16 protein-coding genes are annotated in these 13,859 nt (G+C 63.6%); 4 read left to right on the top strand and 12 right to left on the bottom strand.

Translation table 11 applies throughout. The features are described 5' to 3' along the window. Positions 1-8: 8 nt before the first annotated feature. The 8 genes from AC0J42_RS28730 to AC0J42_RS28695 form a co-directional block, all read right to left on the bottom strand. On the bottom strand, positions 9-839 hold the full coding sequence (locus AC0J42_RS28730; RefSeq protein ID WP_416427268.1) for an amidohydrolase family protein: 831 nt from the start codon (positions 837-839) through the stop codon (positions 9-11). A gap of 7 nt (positions 840-846) precedes the next feature. Further along, the gene (locus AC0J42_RS28725; RefSeq protein ID WP_473004734.1) at positions 847-2,214 is read right to left on the bottom strand and encodes an MFS transporter; all 1,368 of its coding nucleotides are present in this window, start codon (positions 2,212-2,214) and stop codon (positions 847-849) included. Between the two features lie 166 nt (positions 2,215-2,380). Beyond that, positions 2,381-2,641, bottom strand: a complete 261-nt coding sequence (locus tag AC0J42_RS28720; RefSeq protein WP_416427266.1) for a hypothetical protein — start codon at positions 2,639-2,641, stop codon at positions 2,381-2,383. Between the two features lie 257 nt (positions 2,642-2,898). Then, positions 2,899-3,708, bottom strand: coding sequence for a hypothetical protein (locus tag AC0J42_RS28715; RefSeq protein WP_473004732.1), 810 nt, complete (start codon positions 3,706-3,708; stop codon positions 2,899-2,901). Between the two features lie 137 nt (positions 3,709-3,845). Then, positions 3,846-4,301, bottom strand: coding sequence for a thioesterase family protein (locus AC0J42_RS28710; protein WP_473004731.1), 456 nt, complete (start codon positions 4,299-4,301; stop codon positions 3,846-3,848). Next, positions 4,298-5,263, bottom strand: a complete 966-nt coding sequence (locus AC0J42_RS28705; protein WP_473004729.1) for an L-carnitine dehydrogenase — start codon at positions 5,261-5,263, stop codon at positions 4,298-4,300. The genes AC0J42_RS28710 and AC0J42_RS28705 overlap by 4 nt, the downstream gene beginning before the upstream one ends. A 9-nt stretch (positions 5,264-5,272) precedes the next feature. Further along, complete coding sequence (gene cdhC, locus AC0J42_RS28700) at positions 5,273-6,160, bottom strand: 3-dehydrocarnitine:acetyl-CoA trimethylamine transferase CdhC (protein WP_416427262.1); 888 nt, start codon at positions 6,158-6,160, stop codon at positions 5,273-5,275. Between the two features lie 107 nt (positions 6,161-6,267). After that, positions 6,268-7,212: a choline ABC transporter substrate-binding protein gene (locus AC0J42_RS28695; RefSeq protein WP_416427261.1), complete on the bottom strand. Its 945-nt coding sequence runs from the start codon at positions 7,210-7,212 to the stop codon at positions 6,268-6,270. Positions 7,213-7,378: 166 nt separating this feature from the next. Between AC0J42_RS28695 and AC0J42_RS28690 the strand changes: the two genes are divergently transcribed. Together AC0J42_RS28690 and AC0J42_RS28685 are read left to right on the top strand one after the other, a co-directional pair. Beyond that, a complete protein-coding gene (locus AC0J42_RS28690) occupies positions 7,379-8,326 on the top strand; it encodes a GlxA family transcriptional regulator (RefSeq protein ID WP_416427260.1) in 948 nt (315 codons plus the stop codon). A 67-nt stretch (positions 8,327-8,393) separates the two neighbouring features. Then, entirely contained in the window at positions 8,394-9,560 is a 1,167-nt protein-coding gene (locus AC0J42_RS28685) for an ATP-binding protein (RefSeq protein ID WP_473004727.1), read from the top strand. Between the two features lie 184 nt (positions 9,561-9,744). Here AC0J42_RS28685 and AC0J42_RS28680 read toward each other — a convergent pair whose 3' ends face one another. The 4 genes from AC0J42_RS28680 to AC0J42_RS28665 all read right to left on the bottom strand — a co-directional run bounded on the left by AC0J42_RS28680 (position 9,745) and on the right by AC0J42_RS28665 (position 12,270). Continuing rightward, on the bottom strand, positions 9,745-10,005 hold the full coding sequence (locus tag AC0J42_RS28680) for a hypothetical protein (protein ID WP_416427258.1): 261 nt from the start codon (positions 10,003-10,005) through the stop codon (positions 9,745-9,747). Between the two features lie 334 nt (positions 10,006-10,339). After that, positions 10,340-10,759 carry a DUF3010 family protein gene (locus AC0J42_RS28675; protein ID WP_416427257.1) on the bottom strand — a complete coding sequence of 140 codons (420 nt, stop codon included), beginning with the start codon at positions 10,757-10,759 and terminating at the stop codon, positions 10,340-10,342. 24 nt (positions 10,760-10,783) lie between these two features. Continuing rightward, positions 10,784-11,209: a lysozyme inhibitor LprI family protein gene (locus AC0J42_RS28670; RefSeq protein WP_416427256.1), complete on the bottom strand. Its 426-nt coding sequence runs from the start codon at positions 11,207-11,209 to the stop codon at positions 10,784-10,786. A gap of 128 nt (positions 11,210-11,337) precedes the next feature. Further along, the gene (locus AC0J42_RS28665; protein ID WP_473004725.1) at positions 11,338-12,270 is read right to left on the bottom strand and encodes a hypothetical protein; all 933 of its coding nucleotides are present in this window, start codon (positions 12,268-12,270) and stop codon (positions 11,338-11,340) included. A 19-nt stretch (positions 12,271-12,289) separates the two neighbouring features. On the opposite strand from AC0J42_RS28665, the gene AC0J42_RS28660 reads away from it, so the two are divergent. Together AC0J42_RS28660 and AC0J42_RS28655 are read left to right on the top strand one after the other, a co-directional pair. Then, positions 12,290-13,267 carry a dipeptidase gene (locus AC0J42_RS28660; RefSeq protein ID WP_416427254.1) on the top strand — a complete coding sequence of 326 codons (978 nt, stop codon included), beginning with the start codon at positions 12,290-12,292 and terminating at the stop codon, positions 13,265-13,267. A gap of 51 nt (positions 13,268-13,318) precedes the next feature. Then, positions 13,319-13,849, top strand: a complete 531-nt coding sequence (locus tag AC0J42_RS28655; RefSeq protein ID WP_027980258.1) for a DUF5943 domain-containing protein — start codon at positions 13,319-13,321, stop codon at positions 13,847-13,849. Positions 13,850-13,859 lie beyond the last annotated feature (10 nt).

Genomic DNA, 13,859 nt, shown 5'->3' with positions numbered 1-13,859 from the left:
CGTCACGATCACCCGGTAAACCCAAACACCCGCTTCGGCGTGCTCCACAGAATCTGCTCGCGCACCTTCTCATCCGGGAACAGTTGCTCCACCAGCAGCAACAGGCTGCCGATGTCCATGCGTTCGTTGGCACGCAGGAACGGCCAGTCCGACCCCCACATGCAGCGCTCGGCGCCGAACGCCTCCAGCAGCGCCAGCTGGTAGGGGTGGCCGTCGGCCCACGGGTAGGCCTGGCGGGAAAACTTCGACAGCCCCGACAGTTTCACGAAGGTACGGTCCTTGTCTGCCAGCGACAGCAGCGCCTGGAACGCCGGCTGGCCAAGCCCCGCCGTCACGTCCGGGCGGCCGCTGTGGTCGATCAGCAGGGGCGTGCGGTTGCGCGTCAGCAGCGGCATCAGCGCGGGCAACTGCTCGTCCATCACCTGCACCTGGGCGAACAGCTCCAGCTCGGCCAGGCGCCCCATCAGCCCATCTACGTCCAGGAACGGCGCGGTGCCGAGCATGGCCACGTTGAAGGCGATGCCCACCACGCCCTGGGCCTTGAGCGTCGCCAGTTCGTCGCTACCGATGGTCAGCGGCACCACGGCAATACCCTTGGAGCGCCCGGGGTTTGCCGCCAGCGCCGCCAGCAGGCAGCGGTTGTCGGTGTTGTAGCCCGAAGTAGGGCCGACGATCAGCGAGTGGCGAATGTTGTAGGCCTGCATCACCGCGCCGTACTGCAGCGCGGTACCCAGCTCATGCCCCTCGGGGCGGTATTGGGTGTCGGCGACGTAGGGGAACTGCACCGGGTCGAAGATGTGGTGGTGGCAGTCGATCTTGGGTTGGGTCAGTACACTCATGAATCACTCATTGGCTAGGCGCCTCGACCACGCGTGGCGCAGCGCGGTCGGTCGCAGGTTCGGCTACGGCATTGCGGTGGTTGACGATGGCCAGCGCGGCGAACAGGGCCGGGATCGACAACACGATGAAAATACTGGTGGTGCCCGGGAACGCGCCCAGCAGCAGGCCGCCCATGGACGAGCTGATGATAGCGCCGCTGCGGCCGATGCCGTGCATCCAGCTGACACCGGTGGCACGCATTTCAGTGGGGTAGAAGGTTGGCGAGAACGCCTGCAGGCCGGTTTGCGCGCCGTTCACGCACATGCCGCTGACGAACACCAGCATGCCCAGCACGGTAGGGCCGAAGCCGAAGATGCCTTCGGCCAGCAGGCAGCACATGCCCAGCAGGTAGAACAGGCCGATGACCTTCTTGCGCGACTTGAAGTGGTCCATCAGGCTGCCCACCAGCAGGCCACCCAGGGTGCCGCCCAGCTGGAACAGGCCGGCGGTTATGGCGGCTTTCTCCAGGCTCAGGCCACCGGCGCGCATGATGGTCGGCAGCCAGCCGTTGAGCAGGTAGATCACGAACAGGCCCATGAAATAGGTCAGCCACAGCATCAGCGTGCCGTGGGCGTAGCCGTTGGAGAACAGCTTGAACACCTGGGCCTTCTTGTCCAGCGCCGGTGTCTTGAGGGTGAAGCGCGTGCCCTCGGCAAACGCGCCGCCCATGCGCCGCAGGATGTCGCCGATACTGCCCTGGGCGTGGTTGCGCACCACCATGTACAAGGTTGATTCGGGCAGCAGCCACACCAGCAACGGCAGCACGATGAGTGGGCAGATACCGCCCAGCAGCAGCACCGACTTCCAGCCGCCCACCGGCAGCAGCCCCGCGGCGACGAAACCGCCAGCGCCGGAGCCGATGTTGAAGCCGCAGTACATCAGCGTGATCAGCAGGCCACGACGGCGCTCGGGCATGTATTCCGACACCAGGGTCACGCAGTTGGGCATCACCGCGCCCAGGCCCAGGCCGGTGAGGAAGCGCAGCAGGGCCATTTCATAGGGGTTGCGGGCGAAGGTGCACATCACGCTGAACAACGCGAAGCAGAAGATCGACACCAGCAGCACGCGCTTGCGGCCCAGGCGGTCGGAGTAGGGGCCGGCCACCAGCGCGCCCAGGGCCACGCCGAACATCGCCGCGCCCAGTATCAGGCCCATTTGCGCTGGCGCCAGGCCCCAGTCCTGCACCAGGGCGGGGGCGATGAAGCCCATCACCGCGGCGTCGTAGCCGTCGAACAGAATGATCAGCGAGCACAGTGCGAGCACCAGCCACTGGTAGGGGGAAATGGCGCGTGAGTCGATCCACGCCTTGACGTCTACAGCAGGGCGGTTGTTCATCGGCATACTCTCTTTCTTGTCATGGCGCCGGGGCGCTGTAGGAAAGAAGTTACGACTGGATCAACGGGCCGTCTGCCGCGAAACGGTTATGCGGGTATGTGTTTTGTTTATGTTGGGGTAGCAGGGAGGTGTCTGGCCCGCGGTTTGCGGGCCAGCAGGCAGGGGCTCAGGCGCGCGATTGCTGGAAGTGGGCGAGGGCGGGCAGCAGTTGCTTGTCGATGGCCTGGCGCACGGCCGGCAGGATGGTGGCGCTGCCGGTCAGCAGTTGCTCGACCATTTTGCGCAGGGCCTTGGCGCGCGCCTCGCTGAGGCCGCGCACCGCACATTCGCAGGCCTGCTCGGCGCTGGCGCCGGCGGGCATCTCGAAGCCCAGGGCCTTGAGTTGGCCGAGCAGGTCATCCTGGTCAATCAGATCCACGTGCATCATGAGGCGAGTCCTTTGGTGAGGGGCTTTTGGCCGATTCTGTAAGCGCCGGCACGGCGCGGCAAGGGGCGATCGTCGCCATGGCCGCGGTGGGCATGAGCGTGTCGTTTTCGGCTAAATCCCGGGGGGCGGGGCAGGGCACACTGGCGTCGGCTTCCAGCGTGCGGGTCTGGTCACCTTCGACGCGCTGTTCGCAGTACACTGCGCCCCGATCCGGATACGGCTGGATCGGGGCTTTTTTTGTTGAAAACCAGGGGCCGTCAGATTTCAATCTTTTCGAAGTCTTCGCGGCGGCGCTCGCCCAACCTGGTTTCAATTTCGTCCCTGAAGTTGGCAAATACGGTGGGGTTCATCGTCGACAGTTGCGCGCTGCCATACAGGCGCAGATCGGATTTGTTCCACGAAACGAACAGCACTTTGCCTTTGTTGATCTTGGCTTCGTAGTAGTTACAGTTCAATAACGCCTTGACCAGGCCGGCCTTGGTCTCGCCACAGGGCATCATCTGGAAACCACCATTGCGATCGGTGCTGGTGTGCCTGTCGAAGGCCTTCAACGGCTGATCCTTCTGTGCCAGCGCGTTGAGGGATTCCTTGAACGAGGCAAGCAGCGAAGCAACAATGCCGCCGCCACCGGCCGCGGCCCCGGCCATCAGCCGCACCGCCATCTGGTCGATGCTGACACTGGTGTTGTTGGTTTTCATCTCCTGGAACTGGTAGCTGCGCAGGTTCCAGCCGATGACACCCAGCACGTGGGTGTATTCTTCGTACCATTTCACGATCTGTGCTTTTTTATCGAACTTCTTCGAGGCTGCGCGTTGAGCGAAGTAGGTGCAGGTTTCGACATCAAACACGTTCTGTTGCGACATGTCCTCTTCAAAGGTCATCAGGCTCGAGCCGCTGGTGCTGGCATGCTTGTCGCCCTCTGCCGGAACATAATCACCTTCGTCATCGTAACGGTTGTTGAGGGTGCTGAAAGAGGGAACGGCAATTTCCGGTTCAGCCAGTTCAATGGCATCGAACGCGGCCAGGCGCGCACGGATGGAGAGTTCGCTGTAGTCGATCATGGACATGTTTCAAATTCCCTTTCAGTGGTAGGCGAGCTGCCCGGTACACGTTTGTGCCGGGCAGTGAGGTAATTATTGATTGCCTCGTAGAACCGCTGAAGAGGGAAAAAACGCTGCGCTGGGATCACACCCAACTGACACGATCAGCGCTGGGGCAAGTTGATGATGCGGCCAATAAATGCCGTTGCAGGAAGGGCTGCCTGGTGCGAACTGAAAGTTGCCAGCTTATCAAGCACAGTGGTGTCGAAGGCCGCGGCGCGTGGCCCAGCCAGGTCCACATGCAGCAGCATCTGTTCGGAGGCGGCCACGGGCTGATCCGAACCAGGCACGTGCAGGCTGTGGTAGAGGTGCACGCGTTTGTGATCACTCGCCACAATATGCGTGCATACCTGTATCTCTGCCCCAAGCTTTACCTCATGCAGATAGTTGAGGTGGCACTCCAGGGTAAACAACGAGCGCTGGTCACGGGCCGGATCAATGCCGACGGCGGCCATGAACGCATCAGTGGCATAGCTGAAAATCAGCAGGTAGAAGGCATCGCGCAGATGCCCGTTGTAGTCCACCCACTCCTCCAGCACCGGCGTGCGGTAGGTGATCATTCGGCGAACTCCATGCCGTGTTTCGCCTTGGTCGCGCGTACGGCTTCCAGCACCGCCAGCAGGCAATCGTCGCGGTAGCGTTCCAGGGCGGCGATGCTGTGGTTGCCCAGTTGTGTGGTGGTGCCGTCGACCACGTCATCGATCAGCTTGTTGGTGAGCTCCGGTGCCGGCAGGTAGGTCCAGGGCAGTTTCAGGGCCGGGCCGAACTGGTTCATGAAGTGGCGCATGCCGGCGTCGCCGCCCGCCAGGGTGTAGGTCAGGAACGTACCCATGAACGACCAGCGCAGGCCGGCGCCGAAGCGGATGGCGTCGTCGATCTCGCCGGTGGTGGCCACGCCATCGTTGACCAGGTGCAGCGCCTCGCGCCACAGCGCTTCGAGTAGGCGGTCGGCAATGAAGCCGGGGACTTCCTTGCGCACGTGCAGCGGGCGCATGCCCAGTGACTCATACACCTGCATGGCGGTTTGTACGGCTTCGGGCGCGGTCTGGCGGCCGCCCACCACTTCCACCAGCGGCAGCAGGTACACCGGGTTGAACGGGTGGCCTACCACGCAGCGTTCGGGGTGGGTGGCGCCTTCGTAGAACTCGCTGGGCAACAGCCCCGAGGTGCTGGAGCCGATCAGGGCGTCAGGCTTGGCGGCAGCGCTGATTTTCGCGTGCAGCTCCAGTTTCAGCTCCAGGCGTTCGGGCGCGCTTTCCTGGATGAAGTCGGCGTTGCGCACGCAGGCTTCGATGGTGTCGACGAACTGCAGGCGCTCCTGCGAGGCGCCAGGCGCCAGGCCATTGTGCACCAAGGCCGGCCAGGCGTTGGCAACGCGCTGGCGCAGCGCGGCCTCGGCGCCGGGGGCCGGGTCCCAGGCCACCACGTCCAGGCCGTGGGCCAGGGCGCGGGCCACCCAGCCGCTGCCGATGACGCCGCTGCCCAGCGCGGCGAAGGTCTTGATCTCGGTAATGAAGGTCATGGCGGTTCCTTAGGTGCGACGGGTGAGGTTCATCTTCGCGCGGCCCTCGGCCGGGGTGAGCACGCGGGCGCCCAGGCGGGTGAGGATCTCGGTGGCGCGTTCCACCAGTTGGCCGTTGCTGGCGAGCACGCCCTTTTCCAGCCACAGGTTGTCTTCCAGGCCCACGCGCACGTTGCCGCCCAACAGCACCGCCTGTGCGGCCATGGGCATCTGCATGCGACCGATGCCGAAGCCGGCCCACACGGCGTCCGCCGGCAGGTTGTCGACCATGGCTTTCATGGTGGTGGTGTCGGCCGGCGCGCCCCATGGAATGCCCAGGCACAGCTGGAACAGCGGGTCGTGCAGCAGGCCTTCCTTGATCATCTGCTTGGCGAACCACAGGTGGCCGGTGTCGAAGATTTCCAGCTCGGCTTTCACCCCCAGCTCGGTGATGCGCCTGGCGCCGGCGCGCAGCTGCGCCGGGGTGGACACGTAGATGCTGTCGCCGTCGCCGAAGTTGAGCGTGCCGCAGTCCAGGGTGCAGATCTCCGGCAGCAGTTCCTCCACGTGGGCCAGGCGGGCCAGCGGGCCGACCAGGTCGGTGTTGGGGCCGAACTCCATGGGCGACTCGCCTGGGCCGATCTCCAGGTCGCCGCCCATGCCGGCGGTGAGGTTGACGATGATGTCGACGTCGGCCTCGCGGATGCGCTCCATCACCTCGCGGTACAGGGCCACGTCGCGGCTGAACTTGCCGGTTTGCGGGTCGCGCACGTGGCAGTGGACCACGGTGGCGCCGGCTTTGGCGGCTTCCACGGCGGCAGCGGCGATCTGTTGCGGGGTGATGGGCACCAGGTGGCTCTTGCCGGTGGTGTCGCCGGCGCCGGTGAGGGCGCAGGTGATGATCACGTCGTGGTTCATGCTGTCTCCTTGAATTGCAGGCGCACCTGTCCTGTGGGAGCTGGCTTGCCAGCGAGCTGTTGGGGCCTCAAAAGCTCGCTGGCAAGCCAGCTCCCACTAAGTTGGGCTTAGGGATTGGTGGTGAGTTGCAGGTTCTGCTCGGCCGGCTTGCCGTCGAAAGTCGTCACGCCTGCCAGCCAGCGTTTCTGGTCTTCAGGGTGGGCCTTGAGCCAGGCCTTGGCGGACTCCAGGGCGTCCTTGTGGTCCAGCAGCGGCTGCATCATGCGGCTCTCGTCTTCGGCGCTGAAGGTCAGGTTGGTTAGCAGTTTGTCCACGTTGGGGCAGCGGCTGGCGTAGTCCGGCGCGGTCACGGTCCATACCGTGGCCATGCCTTCGTTGGGCCCCAGGGCGCCGTCGCTGCCGCTGAGGTAGGTCATCTTCAGGTTGACGTTCATGGGGTGCGGCGCCCAGCCGAAGAACACGATTGCTTCGTTGCGCTGGGTGGCGCGGGTCACGGCCGAGAGCATGCCGGCCTCGCTGGATTCCACCAGCTGGAAGCCGCCCAGGCCGAACTGGTTCTTGGCGATCATGTCCTTGATCTGCTTGTTGGCGCCCGAGCCGGGCTCGATGCCGTAGATCTTGCCGCCCAGTTCCTTCTTGAACCTGGCGATATCAGCGAAGCTCTTCAGGCCCTTGTCGGCCAGGTAGGTGGGCACGGCCAGGGTGGCGCGGGCGTCCTTGAGGCTGGGTTCGGCCAGCACCTTGACCTGCTGCTGTTCCACGAAGGGCGTGATGGTCTGGGTCATCAGCGGGTTCCAGTAGCCCAGGAACAGGTCCAGGCGCTGGTCGCGGATGCCGGCGAAGATGATCTGCTGGGAGGCGCTGGTCTGCTTGGTCTGGTAGCCCAGGCCGTCGAGCAGCACTTGGGTCATGGCGCTGGTGGCCATCACGTCGGTCCAGTTGACCACGCCCAGGCGCACGTTCTTGCAGCTTTCGGGTTCGGCGGCCTGGGCGGCCGACAGCATCGCGGTACTGGTGAGCATCAGCAGACAGCAGCTGATCAGTCTTTTCATGATGGCTCCTCTCGCGGCAGTTTCTAGTTATTGGGGGAAGGGCGTCTGCGCACCCTGGACAACAAGGTAGCCTGCCCGGCGCCGGTAAATTCGCACTGCGGCGACTCGCACTTGCACTGCGGCGACCTGCGGCGTATTAACGAGGCTTCCCTGCACGAGAGCGGCCATGTCCCAGGACTACTACTTCCTCTTGCTACCCGGCTTCTCCGCCATCGGCTTTATCTCCGCGGTAGAGCCCTTGCGGGTGGCCAACCGCTTTCGCGGCGAGCTGTACCGCTGGCATGTGCTGAGCCTGGACGGTGGGCCGGTGCTGGCCAGCAACGGCATGTCGGTGAACGCCGACGCCGCGCTGGAGGCCCTGGGGCCCGGGGCGACGTTACTGGTAGTGGCCGGCTTCGAACCGCTCAAGGCGGTCACCCCGGCCCTGCAGCAGTGGCTGCGGCGGTTGGACCATAACGGCGTGAGCCTGGGCGGCATCGACACCGGTGCCTTCGTGCTGGCCAGGGCCGGCCTGCTCGACGGCTACCGCGCCACCCTGCACTGGGAGGCACTGGATGCCTTCAAGGAAACCTTCCCGCAGCTGGAGGTGACCCAGGAACTGTTCGAGATCGACCGCCGGCGCATCACCTCGGCCGGCGGCACCGCCTCCATCGACCTGATGCTCGACCTGATCGCCCAGGCCCACGGCAGTGCCCTGGCCATCGAGGTGTCGGAGCAGTTCGTGGTCGGGCGTATTCGCCCGCGCAAGGATCACCAGCGCATGCAGATCGCCTCGCGCTATGGCGTCAGCAACAAGAAGCTGGTGCAGGTGATTGGCGAGATGGAACAGCACACCGAGCCGCCGCTCAGCACCCTGGCTTTGGCGGAAGGCATCAACGTCACCCGCCGGCAGCTGGAGCGGCTGTTCAAGTTGCACCTCAACGACACGCCCAGCGCCTTTTACCTGCGCCTGCGCCTGGAAAAAGCCCGGCAGCTGCTGCGCCAGACCGGCATGAGCGTGCTGGAGGTAAGCCTTGCCTGCGGCTTCGAGTCGGCGTCGTATTTCACCCGTAGCTACCGCGCACGGTTCGGGCGGTGCCCGCGGGAGGAGCGGCGCAGGGAGGGGGTGGTGTGAGGTGAATTATGGTAAATTATACTTGGCTGTATAATTTATACATGCGTCTATAATTGAGTGTAAAACCATGAGTAGCTCTGCAGGCTTTGGTTTTCGTCGCCCCGTGCTGGCCGGCCAGATTGCGGATGGGCTGACCGGTGCGGGCCTGCTGGACTACAGCTCCGGGCTGTTCCTGGCCGCGCCCCGGCGTACCGGGAAAAGCACCTTCCTGCGCGAGGACTTGATCCCCGAGTGCCAGAAACGTGGCTGGCTGGCGGTGTATGTCGACCTGTGGAGCGACCGTGAAACTGATCCGGCAGAGCTGATCGCCACGGCCATCGCCAATGCGCTGGTGCCGTTTGAGAAAGGCATTCGCAAGCTCGCCAAATCCCTGGGGGTGGATAAGCTCAATTTCCTGCGCACGCTTTCCTGGGATTTCACCCAGCCGCAGCTGCCACCGGGCGCGACGCTCAGCCAGGCGCTGGAGCTGTTGCACCAGGCTTCGGGGCAATCGCTGGCGCTGGTGATCGATGAAGCCCAGCACGCGCTCAGCACTGATAGCGGCATCAACGCCATGTTCGCGCTGAAGGCTGCCCGGGACGAGCTCAACCAGGGGCGTGAGAAGCCGGGCGTGTATATGGTTTTCACCGGTTCGAACCGGGACAAGCTGGCACATCTGGTGCTGAGCCGCAGCCAGCCGTTCTTTGGCTCCAGTGTCACTACTTTTCCGCGGCTCGGCAAAGAGTTCACCAGCGCCTATACCGCATGGCTGAACAAGCATCTGGCGCAGAGCAACCAGTTCGATGCTGCCGACGTGGAGCATGCCTTCGAGCAGGTGGGGCGGCGTCCGGAAATGCTGCGCGCGATCATCAGTACCGTGGCGCTGGAACTTGGAGAGGCCGGAAATCTTGGCGCGCTGTTGCGCAGCGGCGCCGAGGCCGTGCTCGCGGGTGCCTGGAACGAATTCGAAAGCGCGTGGAACACCCTGACCTTGCCGCAACGCGCCGTGTTGCAGGTGATGGTGGATCGCTCGCTGGCCAGCGAACCGTTCGCGCCTTTCGCCGATGCCACCGTGCTTGCAGTCAGCAAGGTGCTGGAAACACTGGGCAGTGACCTGGTGCCTGGTACCCAGACCATCCAGGCCAGCATCGAGGCGTTGCGCGAGAAAGAACTGGTGTGGAAATCCAGCCGGGGTGCCTATGTGTTGGAGGACAAGTCCTTTGCCCATTGGCTAAGCCTGCGCAAACCGGCGTAGCAGCTGCCGCAGGCTGCGTCCTGGGCGCCGCGGTCCTGCAGGCACGCCGCCGGACGCCGCCTTCGGCAGCTGCTACGCGAATGCTTATACCGCTTAGCTCGCGTCGCCTGCTTCGCGGCCAAGGCCGGCTCCTACCACGAACGCTGTAGGAGCCGACTTTAGTCGCGATGCAGACGAAGCCATTTCAAGACGTTTGGCTGTTCAGCAGGGCTTGGACCAGGCCGCGGGCCGTGTCGATTTGTTGGGCCAAGGACAGCGCCAGGCCGTGGGCGGTGTCACCGGGGCATTCGGTGAGTTCGAAGGCGCAGGCTTCGGCACCCTTGAGCAAGACGCTCAGGTGCGCCAGGGCATCCTCGGCGCTGAAGCCTGGGGTGATAGTGAAGAGGGGGAGGTTGTTGGCGTCGAGAGGGCCGAAGGTGGCGGTCCCGGTCTGGCAGTTGTTCATTTGCTATCTCTCTGGCAAAGGCTGGCACCTTCCTTCTCACGGGAGAGGTGGCAGCTGTTCGCGGGGTGAGAAACCGGGAGATAGAACCGGCCAGGCATAAGCCCGCCCGCGAGCAGCTGCCATAACTGGCTGCCTTTCGCGATCTACCTCCGGGTTCTCACACCCGGCCGTCAGGTTTGACGACGGACGGAAGAGTAGCATCGCCCCCCGGGGGACTCGTGTCAGGCATTTCCGATCATACAGTAGTCCCGTTCCCAATCACCCCCGTAGCAGCTGCCGCAGGCGGCGTCCGGGGCACCGCGATTCTGCAAGCACGCCGCCACGGGCGGTGACGTCAGCGGGTCTTGAGCAGCAGGGCGCAGGCGGCCTTGTAGGCGTCGTGCTGATATTTGTTCAGCGAGGCGGGCAGGGCGAGGTCGTGTTTCTTCGCCTGGGCGTTGATGGTCTGCGGCGACACCAACTGCACGTCGCAGCCTTCCAGCAGCTGCAGCATGCCTTCGATTTTGAAGGTGATGGGGCCGCCGGCGAATTCGCCCTTCTTGCTGCGTTTCTTGATGGCCAGGTGGGTGATGCCGTTGGCGCTGACGAACTCGGCCAGCTGACGGGCAAAGGCTTTCACCTGCGCGGCATCCTCATCGTCGTCCAGGGCCAGTTTCTTGAGTGGCAACGCCAGGTGCTCAAGGGTGCCGCTTGCGTGGCTGGCCAGGGCGAAGATGGCTTCACTGGCCTTGATGTCGATACCGCAGATTTTCATAAAATGCCTTGGTGAAAGAGGGGCTTACTGCTCGGGCACGTCGCCTTCGTCACCCGGGTTGGCCAGGGTCTGCAGGTATTCCGACCGTTCGTCGCTCTTCTGTGCGATGCAGTCGTCCTGGGCAGTGGTGAATTCCGGGGTGCCCGGCTTGGCTTCGAAGGTCTCGATGGCGCAGTCGGCGTCGCGGGTCTTCTCCCACTGGGCCTGGGCGGCGGTCACCAGGTCCTTCATCTTGGCCTGCTTGGCCGGCTCGCCGCTGAAGTTGGTCTTGGCGCGGTCGAGCAGGTCCTTGTAGGCGTCCTTGAGCTCGCTTTCGGCGGTTTTCTTGTTGTACGCCGAGCAGGCCAGGCTGGCCTTGCTGTCGTCAACGTTGTCGCAGGGGGTAGGGCCGTCTTCGGCCGCGTGGGCACCCAGGGAAGCCAGAGCCAATACCAGTAACCAAGATTTCATGTGCGAGATCCCCGCCAAGATGAGCAGAACAATGGCGGGGATTTTGGCGCACGGCGGGGCTAAAGAACAGGGGCTGTCAGTGAAACTCTGTGGTCAGGCGGGGCATTTTGTCCCTTCTGCTGCGTCGCTCACAGGTGGATCTGCTCCCACAACCGCCGGCGCTCCTCCTCAAACCATGGCGTGAGGGTAGCCATCATGGTGTCGAACCGGCCCAAGGGGAGCGTCACGCTGAACCCCCTGGCAAGTTCATCGCTGGCCGAAGGGTAACTTGACGCGCCTAGCAGCTTGCCTGACAGGGTGAACGCACCGTAGATCGTCACAAACACAGCGCCCAGCAACAGCTCCCCGCGGCTGGTCAGGGAGGGCACGGGCAGAATTCTCAGCGCAAACTGCTTATCGCTGACCGCGCTGCTGGCGCGCAGCAGCCCGCTGGCCGGGGTAGAGCGGCGTAGCGCAGCGATACTCCTGCTGATCAGCGTATTAGTCTCTGCGCAGCCTAAGACCGATGCCATTCGCCTTGCGACCAGCTCCACTTCATCCAGGCCATACATCTCGCGACGAGTGACGGTGGCGTTCCCTGATGCCTGCCAGCCCAAGGTGACCAGCGTCTGGCGGTATACCTGCTGCCAGCCCAGGCTTCCAATCGGATGGTGCTCGCCGGCTCGAAGCCCAGCCAGATACGTACACCGGTCAATGCCGTCCAGGTGCTCGTCGCTGATGCCGCGGGACACCGTCATGATGTTGCCCTCGACCACCAGGGCCAGGTCGTTGTGGCAGGCACTTGGCCTTTTGCAGCTGTGTCGCTCGTCCGTAATCATACAATCGCCCTCATCCGTAGGCCGCAGGAACAGCCGCGGATTGCGACTGATATTTGCCAGCGCCACCCTAGACGCCAGACCGCCCGGTAGGTAAATCGGCAAGGCTTCCGGCCCTTGAAATTCGGGGCCGGCGCCCGGCTTGACGCTTTCAGTGATTCCCCTGTCGTTTTTGCATCCGGCTGCCGCGGCGCGCAGGCATATGCTGGCTCCAAAGCGCCGGCAGACGATTCGGCGCAGGTACATACCTAAAGGGGACAGCCTGATGAGCCCAGCCGAACTGCACGCCGACAGCATCGTTATCGACGGGCTGATCATTGCCAAATGGAACCGTGAGCTGTTCGAGGACATGCGCAAGGGCGGCCTGACCATGGCCAACTGCACCGTCTCGGTGTGGGAAGGCTTCCAGGCCACCGTCGACAGCATCTGCAAGAGCCAGAAGTTGATGCGCGAAAACAGCGACCTGGTGATGCCCGTGCGCAGCACCGCCGACATCCGCAAGGCCAAGGAGCTGGGCAAGACCGGTATCCTCTTTGGCTTCCAGAACGCCCATGCCTACGAAGACCAGATCGGCTACGTGGAAGTGTTCAAGCAGCTGGGCGTGGGCATCGTGCAGATGTGCTACAACACCCAGAACCTGGTGGGCACCGGCTGCTACGAGCGCGACGGCGGCCTGTCGGGCTTCGGCCGCGAAATTGTCGCCGAAATGAACCGCGTGGGCGTGATGTGCGACCTGTCCCACGTAGGCTCCAAGACGTCCGAGGAAGTGATTCTCGAATCGAAAAAGCCGGTGTGCTACTCCCACTGCCTGCCTTCGGGGCTCAAGGAGCACCCGCGCAACAAGTCCGACGCGGAACTGAAGTTCATCGCCGACCACGGCGGCTTCGTGGGCGTGACCATGTTCGCGCCGTTCCTGGCCAAGGGCATCGAGTCGACCATCGACGACTACGCCGAAGCCATCGAGTACACCATGAACATCGTCGGTGAAGACTCCATCGGCATCGGCACCGACTTCACCCAGGGCCACGGCCAGGACTTCTTCGAATACCTGACCCACGACAAGGGCTACGCCCGGCGCCTGACCAACTTCGGCAAGATCATCAACCCGCTGGGCATCCGCACCGTGGGCGAATTCCCGAACCTGACCGAGACCCTGCTCAAGCGCGGCCACAGCGAACGCGTGGTGCGCAAGATCATGGGCGAAAACTGGGTCAACGTTCTGAAGGACGTGTGGGGCGAGTAACGCCTTAACCCGCCTCACCCCCTTATTTCAAATTTCTGGAGTTAAGTTTCCATGGCCAAGATCGCCCCGCAATTGCCAATCGAAGTCGACAGCGAGACCGGTGTCTGGACCTCAGACGCCCTGCCGATGCTGTACGTACCGCGGCATTTCTTCGTCAACAACCACATGGGCATCGAGGAAGTGCTGGGCGCCGACGCCTACGCCGAGATCCTCTACAAGGCTGGCTACAAATCCGCCTGGCACTGGTGCGAGAAGGAAGCCGAATGCCATGGCCTGGAAGGCGTGGCGGTGTTCGAGCACTACATGAAGCGCCTGTCGCAACGCGGCTGGGGCCTGTTCAAGATCCAGGACATCGACCTGGAAAAAGGCACCGCCAGCGTCAAGCTTGAGCACTCGTGCTTCGTGTACGTGTACGGCAAGGTCGGCCGCAAGGTGGACTACATGTTCACCGGCTGGTTCGCCGGCGCCATGGACCAGATTCTGGCTGCCAAGGGCAGCGCCATCCGCACCGTCGCCGAGCAGGTGTACGGCGGTTCGGAAGAAGGCCACGAAGATGGCCTGTTCACCGTCAAGCCGTTGTAAGTCGAGGACA

Source organism: Pseudomonas sp. Tav-5-1A, from assembly GCF_055755055.1.
Note: the sequence above shows the minus strand (reverse complement) of the source record. Positions and strands in the feature narration are given on the sequence as shown.

Excerpts from the sequence above, each read along its gene's own strand:
- AC0J42_RS28680 (WP_416427258.1), bottom strand. The coding sequence starts at position 10,005 with ATGAACAACTGCCAGACCGGGACCGCCACCTTCGGCCCTCTCGACGCC.
- AC0J42_RS28670 (WP_416427256.1), bottom strand. The coding sequence starts at position 11,209 with ATGAAATCTTGGTTACTGGTATTGGCTCTGGCTTCCCTGGGTGCCCAC.
- AC0J42_RS28720 (WP_416427266.1), bottom strand. The coding sequence starts at position 2,641 with ATGATGCACGTGGATCTGATTGACCAGGATGACCTGCTCGGCCAACTC.
- AC0J42_RS28655 (WP_027980258.1), top strand. The coding sequence starts at position 13,319 with ATGGCCAAGATCGCCCCGCAATTGCCAATCGAAGTCGACAGCGAGACC.
- cdhC (WP_416427262.1), bottom strand. The coding sequence starts at position 6,160 with ATGAACCACGACGTGATCATCACCTGCGCCCTCACCGGCGCCGGCGAC.
- AC0J42_RS28675 (WP_416427257.1), bottom strand. The coding sequence starts at position 10,759 with ATGAAAATCTGCGGTATCGACATCAAGGCCAGTGAAGCCATCTTCGCC.
- AC0J42_RS28685 (WP_473004727.1), top strand. The coding sequence starts at position 8,394 with ATGAGTAGCTCTGCAGGCTTTGGTTTTCGTCGCCCCGTGCTGGCCGGC.
- AC0J42_RS28710 (WP_473004731.1), bottom strand. The coding sequence starts at position 4,301 with ATGATCACCTACCGCACGCCGGTGCTGGAGGAGTGGGTGGACTACAAC.
- AC0J42_RS28695 (WP_416427261.1), bottom strand. The coding sequence starts at position 7,212 with ATGAAAAGACTGATCAGCTGCTGTCTGCTGATGCTCACCAGTACCGCG.
- AC0J42_RS28730 (WP_416427268.1), bottom strand. The coding sequence starts at position 839 with ATGAGTGTACTGACCCAACCCAAGATCGACTGCCACCACCACATCTTC.
- AC0J42_RS28715 (WP_473004732.1), bottom strand. The coding sequence starts at position 3,708 with ATGTCCATGATCGACTACAGCGAACTCTCCATCCGTGCGCGCCTGGCC.
- AC0J42_RS28660 (WP_416427254.1), top strand. The coding sequence starts at position 12,290 with ATGAGCCCAGCCGAACTGCACGCCGACAGCATCGTTATCGACGGGCTG.
- AC0J42_RS28690 (WP_416427260.1), top strand. The coding sequence starts at position 7,379 with ATGTCCCAGGACTACTACTTCCTCTTGCTACCCGGCTTCTCCGCCATC.
- AC0J42_RS28665 (WP_473004725.1), bottom strand. The coding sequence starts at position 12,270 with ATGTACCTGCGCCGAATCGTCTGCCGGCGCTTTGGAGCCAGCATATGC.
- AC0J42_RS28705 (WP_473004729.1), bottom strand. The coding sequence starts at position 5,263 with ATGACCTTCATTACCGAGATCAAGACCTTCGCCGCGCTGGGCAGCGGC.
- AC0J42_RS28725 (WP_473004734.1), bottom strand. The coding sequence starts at position 2,214 with ATGAACAACCGCCCTGCTGTAGACGTCAAGGCGTGGATCGACTCACGC.